The following is a 14,772-nucleotide window of genomic DNA, read 5'->3' as shown; positions in this document are numbered from 1 at the left end:
ATAACAATGAACCAAACCGATGTCTTTCAATTGAAAACCGCAGCTCTTGAAAAAGTGAAGGAGCGGCAATATTGGACTTCTCTATTATCTCAAATCCCGTCGGACTGCCGGTTTCCTTATGATTCACAGCTTCTTGATCAAAACGATGAAGAAGCTTCATTCACTTTTTCATTCCCGGCTCAGCTGGAAAAGGCCATCTTAAAGGCATCCGGAGCTTCAGATTTGCGTATGTTTATCATTTTTATGACTGTGGCAGTCACATTGCTGCACAGGTACAGCGGAAGAACGGATATCCTGGCGTCGGCCCCTGTGTTGAGACAGCGGGAAACACAGCCGGTGATCAATGATCTTCTTCCGCTGCCGGTGAAAATAAACCCTTCTATGAGTTTCAGAGACTGCCTTGAGCGCGTGAAACAGTCTTTTCAACAAGCGTATGCCCATCAAAATTATCCTGTGAAAATCCTGTTGGATGAGCTCTATCCTTTGCATATAAAAGGGGATCCCCGCTTCGGCATTTCCGTGGCAATGGCTGATCTTCAGCAGCCCGCCTCATTGAAAGAGATGGACACCGATTTGTTGATTTCCATTCAGCGTGACGAAGGGATACTGACTGGTAAGGTGAGCTGGAATTTAAGGCATTACACCTTTGAAACGGCTGAACGGATAGCAGGCCATTTTTGCACGCTGGCAGAGCAGGCGATGTCAGCGCCAGAGACGCCGGTTACTGAGCTGCAATTTCTTTCTCAAGAAGAGAGAGAGAAAATCATCATGACATTTAACCAAACAAATCAGCCATATCCGAAAAACAAATCAATTGTCGATCTATTCAAAGAACAGGCCGATCGCAAGCCGGATCAGCCTGCGATTGTTTATGAAGATGTCAGCTTCACATACAGTGAGGCTGATGAATTGTCAGACAGGGTCGCTGCTTTTTTGATAAAAGAGGGTGTTCGTCATGAGGAGCCTGTTGGGCTGATGGTTCATCGTTCGGCAGAGATGGTTATCGGCATATTAGGCATATTAAAAGCCGGCTGTCCTTATTTGCCGATAGATGTAAATATGCCGTCCGAACGGATGGATTATATGCTGAGAAACAGCGGTTCGCGGTTTGTGATCACGAACGAGGATCATGACATTTCTGCTGGGGATAAAAAAAGCTTATTGATAGAGGAAATGATGAAATTTGAAGGGACGGCGGAGCATGGGCGTCTGCCGTCTCCAGAAAATCTCGCTTATGTGCTGTATACATCCGGGACAACAGGCAAACCGAAAGGCGTGATGGTGGAGCATCGTCAAGTCATCAATTTAGTATATGGCATAGACAGCCTTCATTTTCAGCCGTTTTCACAAGTGCATCTCCGCATCGGCATGCTTGCATCTCATATTTTTGACGCATCTGTGCAAACGTTATTTCCTGCAGTGCTTCTCGGACACACCTTATATATTGCACCGGATCATGCAAGGATGGATGGAAAGCAGCTGTGGTCTTTTTATGAAGAGAACCGCATTCATATTTCAGATGCGACCCCCTCTCATTTGCGCCTAATGATTAAAGCCGCTGAGAAAGAGCCGCACCACGTTAACGAATTGAAGTTAATATTAGCAGGCGGCGAAGTTCTTCCGCCTCAATTGGTTCACCAGTTTTTACAAACGTTTCAAGCCGGCAAGCCTGTGATGACAAATAATTACGGCCCGACGGAATGCGCTGTACAGTCAGCGGCTTTTATTATTCCTGAGCCTTGGAATGAAGCCGCCGTGCCGATCGGCAGGCCGATGCCAAATGAGCAGATTTTTATTCTGGATCATTGCGGCCAGCCTGTGCCCATTGGCTTGTACGGAGAATTATGCATTGCCGGCGACGGTGTGGCAAGAGGATATATCGGCCAGCCTGAGCTGACGGCTGAAAAGTTTACAGTACCGCAGCATATCCCCGCCAGCAAGCTTTATCATACCGGTGACTTGGCGAGATGGCGTTCTGACGGCTTAATCGAATTTTTTGGCAGGTATGATGATCAAGTGAAAATAAGAGGATTCAGAGTAGAGCTGGATGAGATTAGAAAAGCCTTGCTTGATTACAGTGAGTCCGGACAAATCATTCATGACGTGGTGATTATTCCAGTTCAAAAGGAATCGGATGACCAGTTTCTTGTGGCGTATTTCATTTCCGATCAAAAGCTGAAAACTCGAAAAATGAGAGAATTTTTAGCAGCAAAGCTGCCGGCTTATATGATTCCAAGACGATTCATTCGCATAGATTCGTTTCCGATGAACCTGTCAGGAAAGCTTGATATCAAGGCTCTTCCAGATCCTTTGGAAGAGCCTGAATCTGACGAGCAGGTCATAAAACCGCACAATGAAACAGAGAAAAAGCTGGTTTCCATTTTTGCTGGCATTTTGAATATACCTGAATCTGAAATCAGCATGGAAGATAACTTTTTTGATATCGGCGGAAATTCATTTCACATCGTAGAACTATCGAACAAATTGAAAGAGCAGTTTGGACAAGAGCTGTCAGTTGTTCAGCTGTTTCAATATACATCCATTTCAACAATAGCTGCCCAGCTCAGCCGGCAAACGGAGTCTGAGGGTTCTCAGGCAAACGCTGAGAGAGTGGAAGAGGCAGCGGAAGATTTAGAAAATGTCTCACAACTGTTAGGCGGGATCTCTGATGAGTAAAACAACAGGCTTGGAAATCGCGGTTATCGGAATGGCTTGCCGTTTCCCAGGTGCCAAAAATATTGAAGAGTTTTGGGAGAATATCAAAACGGGCACGGAATCCATTACATTTTTCTCAAAAGAAGAGCTTATGGAAGCTGGTGTGCCTAAAGAGCAGCTCGATCATAAGAATTATGTCAGGGCCAAAGGAAAAGTAGACCGGCATGACCACTTTGACGCAGCGTTTTTCGGCTACTCACAGCGCGAAGCTGAGGTAATGGACCCGCAAGTGCGCATGTTTCATGAAGTCGCGTGGGAATCCCTTGAAAACGCCGGGTACAATCCCGAAAACTATTCCCAGCCTATCGGCTTATACGGCGCTGCGTCTGCGAATTTGTACTGGCAGGCAAGTTCAATGCTGCTGAGAAGCAGCAGTTCTTCTGAGCAGTTTGCTGCTGTGCAGTTGACGGACAAGGACTTTATGAATACGCAAATTTCTTACAAATTAAATTTGAAAGGGCCGAGTATCGCAGTGGATACAGCTTGTTCTTCTTCTCTGACCGCTGTGCATCTCGCATCCAGAGCTTTGCTTACCGGCGACTGTAAAATGGCACTGGCCGGAGGTGTAACGGTGACTTGTCCCCACAAAAAGGGTTATATGTATCAAGAAGGGATGATTATGTCGCCAGACGGCCGCTGCCGCGCATTTGATGCGGAAGCAAAAGGGACAGTCGGGGGCGAGGGCTGCGGTGTTGTAGTGCTCAAAACCTTAAAGCAGGCGCTGAAGGATCAAGACCATATTTACGCTGTCATTAAGGGATCAGCATATAACAATGACGGCAGCCGTAAAGTCGGTTACACCGCGCCAAGTATCGAAGGGCAGGCAGATGTCATTAGAAAAGCATTGAACATCAGCCGTGTAGAGCCCGAAAGTATTTCTTATGTCGAAGCGCATGGCACGGGCACTTCGCTAGGAGACCCAGTTGAAATAGAGGCGCTTAACCAAGCGTTTCAAACAGAAAAGAAGCAATACTGCGCGATCGGCTCTGTTAAAACAAATATCGGTCACTTGGATTCTGCCGCGGGAATTGCGGGGTTTATTAAGACGGCGCTGAGTCTCAAAGCGAGAATCCTGCCGCCAATTCTTCATTACAAAAAGCCCAATCCTAAAATTGATTTTGAAAACAGTCCTTTTTATGTCAGCACATCAGCAAAACAATGGACAGCATCTGACCGTGTGTTTCGGGCAGGGGTCAGTTCCTTTGGGATCGGCGGCACGAATGTTCATGTTGTCATGGAGGAGCCGCCGATGAAGGAAAGACGCCATAAAGAGGATCATGAAGACTGCCTTATGCTTATTTCTGCCCGGTCTGAAAAAGCTGCAACTAAGGCTGCGGATCAAGTCAAGCAATTTATAAAAGAGAATGAAGAGGTACCGCTCCAAGACATTTCATACACGCTGCAAGAGGGCCGCAGGCATTTTCAGTATCGTCAGGCATTTACGGCGGGTCCTTTAGGAATAACAAGCGATAAGGCAACTTCTTCAATAGCCCTGGAAAAGCCGGCGGTTGTCTTTATGTTTTCCGGTCAAGGCTCTCAATACGTCAATATGGGGAAACAACTGTATGAAATGGAGCCCATATTTCAGGAGGAGCTGCACCGCTGTTTTGCCATTCTGCAAGCTGAGGAAGGACTCAATATTAGAAGCATCATGTTTCCGGCTAATGAAGCAGAAAGCAAAGAAGCCGAACGGCTTATCCATGAAACTTCATATACACAGCCTATTTTATTTTCTTTTGAATATGCGCTGGCGTCCTTCTTGATCAAAAAAGGTTTAAAGCCGCAATACATGATAGGCCACAGCATAGGAGAAGTAACGGCAGCCTGTCTGTCAGGCATTTGTTCATTAGAAGACGCGCTTCATATGGTTGTGGTGAGAGGCCGATTGATGCAGGAGATGCCGGAGGGAGAAATGTTGAGCGTCGGGCTGTCTGGCAGAGAGATAGAAATGGAATTGACGGAGGGCGTTGAGCTTTCGGCTTCAAACAGCTCTGATTTATCCGTTGTATCAGGTTTTATGGAGCCAATCAATGCTTTTGCCACGCGCCTTCAGTCCAAAGGAGTGCCACTTCAGCACTTAAAAACGTCCCATGCGTTTCATTCAAGCATGATGAAGCCGGCAGCCTCTCGTTTTGCTGATATTCTGAAAAACATGGAATTCCAAGTACCTGACCTTCCGTTTATTTCGAATGTGACAGGCGATTGGATACAAAGAGAGCAGGCGGCAGATCCGGAATATTGGGCTTCGCAAATCATAGAAAAGGTTGATTTTCATTCAGGGCTGAACACACTTTTACAAATGGGCAATGTTGTATTCGTTGAGATCGGGCCAGGGAACACTTTAACGCAGTTTGTGAGAAAGCATAAGGGTTTTATGACAGAGCGGCATGCCGCGGTAAATATCATCAGGCATCCAAAGGAAGTATCATCTGATCGTGTCTATCTGTTAAACAGCATCGGCAGGCTTTGGACGCATGGTGTAAACATGAACTGGGAGCAATTTCGAAAGGGGGGCTCATACGAAAGGGTCCCGCTTCCGACTTATCCTTTTGAGCATCAAGTATTTCCCGATCCGCAAATATCTCAGGGTGGAATGGAAGAAAAGATCAAAAACGAATTGAAATTAAACGTTGCTTCAAGTGAAAAACAGCTTCCTTTTGATAAGTGGTTTTCCGTTCCGTTCTGGGAACGAATGGAACCAGTCAATGAGACATTCACTCATCAAGGAAAGAGGATACTTGTTTTTGAAGAAAACGGTGATGTCAGCCAACATCTCATAAAACAGCAAGCGGAGGCAGTGTCTGTCCTGCCGGGTGATTGCTTTGCGGAAACAGATATAAACACGTTTACGGTAAACCGCGGGGATACGTCCCACTTTCGGAAGCTGCTGGATGAACTCAATTCAAGAGGGTTTGTCCCTGATGAAATCATCTGGATGTGGCTGCAAGACTGTGATTGCCGTGATGGAGACATTGCGGAGCACACAATAGCCGGTTATCTCCCTCTTCTTGATCTTGTCCGTTTACTTGGAACAGAGAGCAATAAAAGATTCAACATAACCGCAGTGACCAATCAAGCCCACGATGTGACGGGAACGGAGGAACTTCAGCCTCATCAGGCTGCGCTGACCGGAGTCTGTTTGACCATTCCGCAAGAGTATAAGCAGATCAGCTGTAAAGCGGTTGATCTTTATCTGGATCCGAGACGGGGCCAATCAAGCTGGCCTGAAATGATTTCTTATGAACTGAAAAAAGAAGATGATCAGCCTATTGTGGCTTACCGCGGAAACAGCAGATGGATTCGGCAGGCGAAGCAGCCGGCCAAGCAAGATGAGATGAATATGACCGGAAAACTCAGGCATAAAGGAGTTTATATCATTACAGGCGGCCTTGGCGGTATCGGATTATCTCTTGCATCTCATTTAGCTGTAACGGTTCAAGCAAAGCTTGTGCTGCTAAGCCGGACAGGACTGACCGATCAACTAAAAGCAGACGCTAAAGCAAAAAAACGCAATGCTGTAGCGGAGCTCGAGAAGGCTGGAGCCGAAGTGCTGGTATTGCAGACGGATATTTCAGACGAGGCAGAGCTTCAAAAAGCCCTGCAAACAGCAGCATCTCGCTTCGGACAAGCTATTCATGGCGTTATTCATGCGGCAGGCATTCCTGATGGCAAAGTGATTCACGCAAGGACGCCAGACGATGAGAGGCATATGGCGAAAGCCAAAATAACAGGAACGGCTCTGTTAAGACAAGTGCTTAGAAACAAACAGCCGGACTTCTTCTTCATTTGTTCCTCTCTTGTTTCATTTTTGGGAGCGGGGGGCCAAGTCGGCTACGCTGCATCAAACGCATTTTTGGACAGTTATGCTCACGCATGCCAAAAAGAAGGCGAAAACATGGTGACGGTTAACTGGGACCGTTGGGAACAAGTAGGGATGGCATATGAATCAGAAACGGCGACCATTCTTTCGAAGATAGCGAACAAAGAAGAGCAAAACCAAGGAATTCAGCCGAGTCAAGGCGCAAAAGCGTTTATGAGAGCTTTGCAGCTGAGCTACCCGCAAGTCCTGATTTCACTGCAGGACGTAAACAAACGAATGAAAGACAGCTATGTGAAAAAGGACAGACAAACCGCAGAGCATGTGCTGACAAAAGACCGGTTAGATACACTTGAAGATAGGTTAATGAATATCTTCAAAGATTATTTTCATTCTGAAACAGATGTAAATATGAATTTCTTTGAATTAGGAGCCTCTTCACTGGATCTGCTTCAGGTGAGCGGGAGAATCAAAAACGAACTCGGCGTGGATATCCCGGTTGTGATGATGTATGCCCACCCGACGGTTGCGGCGTTAACCCAAGCTGTTAAAGCGCAGCAAAGCGGTGATGACTTACACATAAAAGGAGTAGAGCCAGATCGCCAAAAAGCCATAAATGAAGGGAAAAACCGGCGAAAACAGCGAATGAGACGAAAATAGATGGGAGGCTGATTTCCATGGCTGACGAAAAACAATGGACAGAAACAGGACTGGAAATAGCGGTAATCGGTATGGCGGGCAAGTTTCCAGGCGCGGCACATATTGATGAGTATTGGAGCAACATTTCAAAAGGAATAGAATCGGTCACTCAATTTACCGATGAAGAATTAATCAAAGCCGGAGTGGATGAGGCGCTGCTTCGCCAAGATGCGTATGTAAAAGCAAAACCGATCATTGATGAAGTTTCTGACTTTGATGCGGAGTTTTTCGGCTATTCACCGAGAGAAGCTGCCTTAATGGATCCGCAAATCAGACTCATGCATGAATGTGCCTGGGAAGCGCTGGAGCATGCGGGCTGTGACCCTGAACGGTTTAACGGGCTGATCGGGCTGTATGCTGGTGCTTCCAGCAATTTGTCCTGGATGGGCCGGCATATGTCTTCTCTTCATAAGCATGAAGACGCTTTTCAAATCATGCATTTAAATGATTCGTCGTTCGCATCACGAATCGCTTATAAACTTAATTTAAAAGGGCCGAGTGTATCAGTTCAAACCGCTTGCTCGACTTCTCTTGTCGCGATACATATGGCGTGCCAGGGCTTGATTGGGGGAGAATGTGACCTTGCATTAGCCGGAGGTGTTACCCTGAGCCTGCCGCATATATCCGGGTACCTTTATCAGGAAGGAATGATCTATTCTTCAGATGGTCATTGCCGTCCGTTTGATGAACAGGCGAACGGAACCATTTTTGGTGAAGGAGCCGGAGTGGTGGCGTTAAAGCGATTGAAAGACGCACAAGCTGACGGCGATGCGATTTATGCCGTCATCAAAGGCTCTGCCATTAATAATGATGGAAACAATAAGGCCGGGTATACGGCTCCAAGTGCTGAAGGCCAGGCGAATGTCATTGCCACAGCTATGGAGATGGCGGAAACGGAACCGGAAACCATCGGTTATGTTGAGGCTCACGGGACAGGAACGCCTGTCGGAGATCCGATTGAAATTGAGGCGCTGACCCGCGCTTTCAATACAGATAAAAAAGCATACTGCCGAATTGGTTCTGTCAAAGCCAATATCGGACATCTGGACGCCGCCTCTGGGGTAGCTGGATTTATCAAAACCGTTATGATGCTCCATCATAAAAAACTGCCGCCCGCTTTTCACTATCAAAATTCGAACCCGCGCATCAAATTTGAGAACACGCCGTTTTTCGTCAATACAGAGCTGACTGAGTGGGCATCCCTGCAAGAGCCGAGAAGAGCCGGCGTGAGCGCCTTTGGAATCGGCGGGGCTAATGCGCACGTTGTTCTTGAAGAGCCCCCATCTCTTACTGATGAAATGCCAGCCGGCGGTCCTGAGTTAGTTGTTCTTTCTGCGAGAACAAGACAGGAGCTGGCCCGCTCAATGGATCAAATGGCTGATTTTCTTCGCCGGAACCCGGAATCGCCGCTGCCAGCTATAGCTCGCACGTTACAGCTTGGCAGAAAGCAATTTCAGTACAGAGTCGCTTTTGTTGCCTCAGATCAAAAGGATCTGCTTGATCAGCTTTCTGATCATCGGGATGAGAAACAAATCAGCGAATCGGCGGCTGTATCAAGCAGCACCATGTTTGTATTTGCGGGAGACGTTCAAGAGGGCTTTGACCGATATGCGGAACTATACCGTACAGAGAACCTGTTCAAAAAAGAAGTTGATGTTTGCCTTGAAAAGGTGCATAACGCTTTTCAGCAGGATGTTCTCGGTTTCTTTAAAGTGTGCATTTCTGCTCCAAACACATACCGGGAAGAGAAAGATCTGGGATTGGTCCATACGTTGTCGTTCATCATGGAATACGCCGCAGCCCGTTATTTACAACACATCGGCATAACACCGGGCCGCTTTATCGGGCGGGGATTCGGGGAGTTTACGGCGGCCTGTGCGGCAGGAATATTCTCCTTTGAAGAAGGGGCTGTTGCTGCATATAAACGCGGAGAGTTCATCAGTATGTCGCCGGCAGGAAAAATGCTCGGTGTCAGCCTGTCAGAACCGAATATCGTTCAATACTTAGAAAAATCATTATCCTTGGCGCTGATTGATGAGGGGTATTGTGCCGTCTCCGGTTTGCCAGAGGATGTGTATCAGCTGAAGGAGCGGCTTGAACAAGAAGGGATAGCTGCTGAATTATTTGATGGGGAGATCGCGTATCAATCGGATCTGCTGGTTGACGCGGCCGAAGAATTCATGCACTTCCTTGGAACGCTGGACATGAAATCACCAGACATTCCAGTCGTTTCGTCTGTTACTGGAAAAGTTATAGCAGATTCAGAAGCAGCGGATCCCAGCTATTGGGCCGGCCAAATCTGCAAGCCGATACGATTTTTTGAACATATCTCGTCTTGTTTGCGGAAGGAACCTGCTGTTTGCATAGATCTGCGTTTGACTCAGGGTGCATCAGTATTTACAGAGCGCCGTTCAGTTGGCGTGACAGATAAACTCGGCACACAAGGACACACAGACGTTTTAAAGTTACATATATACGGAGCGTTGTGGAGTCTCGGGGCTGAGATTGATTTCAGCGTCCTGCACGAACCTCAGGATAATAAAAGGTTAGCCCTGCCGACTTACCCTTTTACAAAGCAGCATTTCCCGCTGCCTGACAATTCAGCGCAGGATAGGGAGGAAGAAGCGCCTCGGCAACTGGCGGATACACATCCCGAATTGCCGGCACTGACGTTATCAGCTGTTGAAAAGACAATCGAAGAAATTGTCCTAAAGCATTTTGGATTCCATGAACTGGACGATGAGGTGCCGTTTTTTGAACTGGGGGCTACATCGCTTGATATCTCTCAATTAGCGGCAAAATTCACAGATCATTTGAAATGGAAAGTGGAACCAGTTGTGCTTTATCAATTTGCCACAGTTCGCAGCCTGGCGAAGCATCTTCATCAACAGGTTCAAACGGTGGCCGGCCAGCCGGAAATGATGCAGCATCAAAAGGTGCCTCAAACCCATTCGAATGGCCGGGGATCGGATATCGCGATTATCGGTATGGCAGGGCGTTTTCCCGGAGCCGGCAATTTGGATGAGTTTTGGAAAAATCTTGTAAATGGCAAAGAATCTATCAGCTTCTTTACGGATGAAGAATTAAAAGCGTCAGGTATGGATGATCAGCTCTTGAAGCACCCCAATTATGTAAAAGCGAAGGGTATCCTCGAAGATCCTGATAGGTTTGATGCTGATTTTTTTCAATATTCCTCAAGAGAAGCAGAATTGATGGATCCGCAATTCAGGCTTTTACATGAATGTGCATGGGAGGCTTTAGAAGATGCGGGCTGTGACCCTGAGCGGACAACAGGGAAAATTGGCGTCTACACTGGGACAAGTCCGAACCTCGAATGGATCACACGTTTTGCAGGAAAACTGGATGGGACTGAACAGTTCAGCTCCATGCTGTTAAATGACAGAGAATTTTTCAGCACCCAGCTTGCTTATAAATTAAACCTGCATGGGCCGAGCATCACAATGCAAACAGCCTGCTCCACTTCTCTAGTGAATATTGGAGCGGCATGCCAAGCGCTGCAAAACGGAGCATGTGACGCAGCGCTTGCAGGAGGCGTAACTGTCAGCACGCCTTTGCGGTCAGGTTATGTTTATCAGGATGGCATGATTCAATCACCGGATGGGCATTGCCGGCCTTTTGATGAGGAAGCGGGCGGTACAGTTTTTGGCGATGGCGCGGGAATTGTCGTTTTAAAAAGATATGAGGACGCCGTTAAAGAAGGGCATACCATTTATACAGTCATAAAAGGGGTCGGAATGAATAATGACGGAAGCCGAAAAGTCGGTTTTACCGCCCCGAGCGTAGAAGGCCAGACCGAAGTGTTAAAGAATGCATACGAGAATGCAGGTATTGATCCGAACACAGTAGGGTATATCGAAGCTCACGGAACCGGTACAAAAATGGGTGATCCAATTGAAATAGAAGCGCTGAGCCAGGTTTTTAAAAGTGACAAGCCAATGTCAATTCCAATCGGGTCAGTGAAAAGCAATGTCGGACATTTGAACAGCGCTTCCGGCATTGCCGGTCTCTTTAAGGCCGTTTTATCGATAAAACATAAAACAATTTTGCCAAGCTTGAACTACACAACACCTAATCCGCATATTCATTTTGACCGGACGCCTTTTTATGTCAATACCGAGGCGACTTACTGGAAGGAATCCGATTATCCTAGGCGGGCGGGTGTCAGCTCCTTCGGAATTGGCGGCACAAATGCACATATAGTACTGGAAGAAGAGCCGGAGTCTGGCAGAGAAGCTTCCGAAAGCCAGCGGCATTTGCTTGTTTTGTCCGCAAAAACAGACACAGCCTTAGAGCTGATGACAAATCGATTAAAGGAATTTCTTCGAACGCATCCAAACGTTCCATTAGAAGATGTGGCATACACCTTGCAAGTCGGCAGAAAACAATTTTCATACCGAAAATCCGTCGTGCTGTCAAAATCAACGGAATGGGAAAGCGGTTCGGAGATCACCGGTTATCAAAGACACAGCGGGCGCCCGACTGCCTTTATGTTCTCCGGCCAAGGTTCTCAATATATTGATATGATGAAAAATTTATATGAAGCTGAACCAGTATTTCAGAAAGAAGCGGACCGCTGTTTTGCCTTGGCTGAAAAAATACATCAGGTCGATTTGAAGGCAATCGTCTTCCCGGATTCAACTGATGGGGCGAAGCTGACGGAGACCGCTGTAGTGCAGCCGCTGCTGTTCATATTTGAATACGCGCTCGCAAAGCTGCTGCAAAGTGCAGGCATCTCGCCGGATTATATGATTGGACACAGCATTGGTGAATACACTGCTGCATGCTTGTCAGGCGTGTTTTCATTAGATACGGCTTTAACGCTCGTCATGGAGCGGGGACGATTGATGCAGCAGCTGGAATCTGGAGCAATGATAAGTGTTCAGCTATCAGAGGAAGAGCTGCAGCCGCTGCTAACGAACGGTCTGTCACTTGCGGCTGTCAATGCTCATGACTTATGCGTAGTCTCAGGAAAAAGTGAGGAGATTGAGGCGTTAGCCATTTTCCTTGAAGAGAAGGGCATTGCCGGACGGCAGCTGCATACTTCTCACGCTTTTCATTCTTATATGATGGAGCCGATTCTTGCGGAATTTGAAGCGCTTGTGAAGCAGATGGATATGCATATTCCCCGCATCCCTTTTGTCTCTAATGTCACAGGGACTTGGATACTGCCGGAACAAGCACAAGATCCGGCTTATTGGTCTCAGCACTTAAGAGGCACAGTGCGTTTTCATAAAGGATTAGAGCAAATTCTAAATGATGAAAACGTGCTGTTGATCGAAGTCGGGCCCGGCAGCACACTCAGTACATTTGCCAAAAGGCACAAGAAGCGATCAAACCGGCATGACATTGTTCATACAGTCCGGCATGCTCAAGAACCAGCTGATGACCATGCTTATTTCTTGAAGAAACTAGGGCAGATTTGGGTATGCGGTTATGAGATTGACTGGAATCGGTATAGCGGTGATAAGCCTAAGCGCCTCGTACCGCTGCCGCCTTATCCTTTTGAGAGAAAACGCTATTGGATAGAAGCGGCTGACAATGCGGCTACTGCTATCGCCTCCGCTGATGAGCCAAATAAAAAGGAGCAGATGGATCAATGGTTCTACCTTCCATCATGGGAAAGAAAGATCAAGTCCGCGAATGTCCGAAAACAAGAACAGCCGGCTGAAAGCGGAAAAACGCTTGTGTTTCATGAAGGAACAGCCTTTGGAGACCTGCTTGTGCAATCGATACGCCGTCATGGACGTGAAGCGGCAGTTGTCACGAGGGGCCGGCAATTTGAAAAGGTGAGCAGCGGATTGTATATCATCAATCCGGCTGACAGCACGCATTATGAGCGTTTGTTTTTTTCACTTGCTTCAGACGGACTTCTTCCAAACCGCATCATGCATCTCTGGAGCGTTTCTGAACAAAGTGAATCTCAGCAATCTTTCAGTGCTTACAGTGAAAGCGGCTATTACAGTTTGATTTTTACTGCACAGGCAGCAGCCAATCAAAAACAAATGAACCAATGTGACATATTTGTGCTGACAAGCGGCATTCATGAGGTGACGGGAGAAGAGCAAATCGATGCAGAAAAGTCTCCGGTTTTAGGGCCATTGAAAGTGATTCCGCAAGAATACAACCATATGAAGTGCTGGAACATCGATATCCCTCCTTTGCCGGACAATTTGACATGGAAAGAAGAGGAGCTGATCGACCAAATCCTTGAGGAAGCCGAAGACCCAGACCCAGATCAGATTATCGCATACCGAAGCCGCCGCAGATGGGTGCAGGCGTATCAGCCTGTACAGTTAAATAAAGCATCCGCCTTACCGGAGATGATCCGCCCTAATGGCGTATATCTTATCACCGGAGGATTGGGCGGAATCGGTTTTATTTTATCTAAGATGCTTGCGCAAGAAGGGAATGTCCGTCTGATTCTGACAGGAAGAAGTGAACTTCCGCCGCCAAGCCAGTGGGAAAGCTGGTGCAAAAAACATCAGGAAGATGATCCGATGACTGCGAAAATCCGAAAAATACAAGAATTGGAGAATCTGGGCGCAAAGGTGACAGCTCTTCAGGCGGATGCAGGAAGCCTATCAGATATGCAATCTGTTATGAGAGAGATTCATGCTGAATTCGGACAGCTGAACGGCGTCTTTCACGCCGCTGGTCTCCCGGGTAGTTCGTCATTCCGGGCTATTAAAGATATACCCGGGGCAATTGAAGGCGGAGAGGACCAATTCAAGTCTAAAGTAAGGGGCCTGGAAGTGCTTGAATCGTTATTGGAAAACGAAAAAATAGATTTCTGCTTCTTATTTTCATCGATCAGTGCTTTACTCGGCGGTCTCGGCTTTTCCGCTTATTCTGCAGCAAATATTTATATGGACGCCTTTTCCGCGAGGATGAATCAGCGCAGCGAGATTCCTTGGATATGCGTCAATTGGGATGCCTGGAACTTCTGGGGACAGCTTGAATCTACAATTGGTGAATCCATTGCTGATCTTGCGATTTTGCCCGAAGAAGGGGCCGAGCTTTTTCAATATGTGCTGTCTGATATCCACAATCGCCATCTATTGGTTTCAACAGGTGATTTGGGCCATAGAATCAAGCAATGGATATCCATGAATACAGAAAGCGCAGCGGGTGAGAAGAAAAAAGCAGCCGCCGTACACACAAGACCTGAATTGAATAATCCATATGTCGCTCCCCGCAGTAAAACAGAACAAGTGATTTGCGGCATCTGGCAGGATTTTATGGGTTTGGAGCAAGTCGGCATACATGATAACTTTTTTGATCTTGGGGCCAGCTCTTTAGATATCGTACAAGTGACAAACCGCTTAAATAAGGAATTGGGAACGAATGAGGCAGTGGTGACTTTATTCACATACCCGTCAGTGGCTGCTTTAGCGCAATTTATCAGTCCTGATCAAGAAGAAAGTGAAGAGGAGACAGAGGAAATGGCGGCTGTATCCAGCGTACGGAGAAAAACGCGGTTACGCAATCAGCGAGATAAAAGATTGAGAGGCGGCGAATAG

General features: G+C 47.1%; 3 protein-coding genes. All 3 read left to right on the top strand.

The genetic code is table 11. The features are described from left to right. The first annotated feature begins 6 nt into the window (after window positions 1–6). From JMN17_RS13625 to JMN17_RS13615, 3 genes are read left to right on the top strand one after another with little or no spacing between them, the layout of a single operon-like run. Window positions 7–2,676 carry a non-ribosomal peptide synthetase gene (locus tag JMN17_RS13625; RefSeq protein ID WP_202328336.1) on the top strand — a complete coding sequence of 890 codons (2,670 nt, stop codon included), beginning with the start codon at window positions 7–9 and terminating at the stop codon, window positions 2,674–2,676. Next, a complete protein-coding gene (locus JMN17_RS13620) occupies window positions 2,669–7,192 on the top strand; it encodes a type I polyketide synthase (RefSeq protein WP_202328335.1) in 4,524 nt (1,507 codons plus the stop codon). The genes JMN17_RS13625 and JMN17_RS13620 overlap by 8 nt, the downstream gene beginning before the upstream one ends. Window positions 7,193–7,209: 17 nt before the next feature. Further along, window positions 7,210–14,772, top strand: a complete 7,563-nt coding sequence (locus JMN17_RS13615) for a type I polyketide synthase (protein ID WP_202328334.1) — start codon at window positions 7,210–7,212, stop codon at window positions 14,770–14,772.

It is taken from the genome of Bacillus sp. RHFS10 (genome assembly GCF_016757475.1).
Lineage (GTDB): Bacteria > Bacillota > Bacilli > Bacillales > Bacillaceae > Bacillus > Bacillus subtilis_G.
The sequence above is the reverse complement of the archived record's forward strand: the minus strand, read 5'-3'. Positions and strand labels throughout refer to the sequence as shown.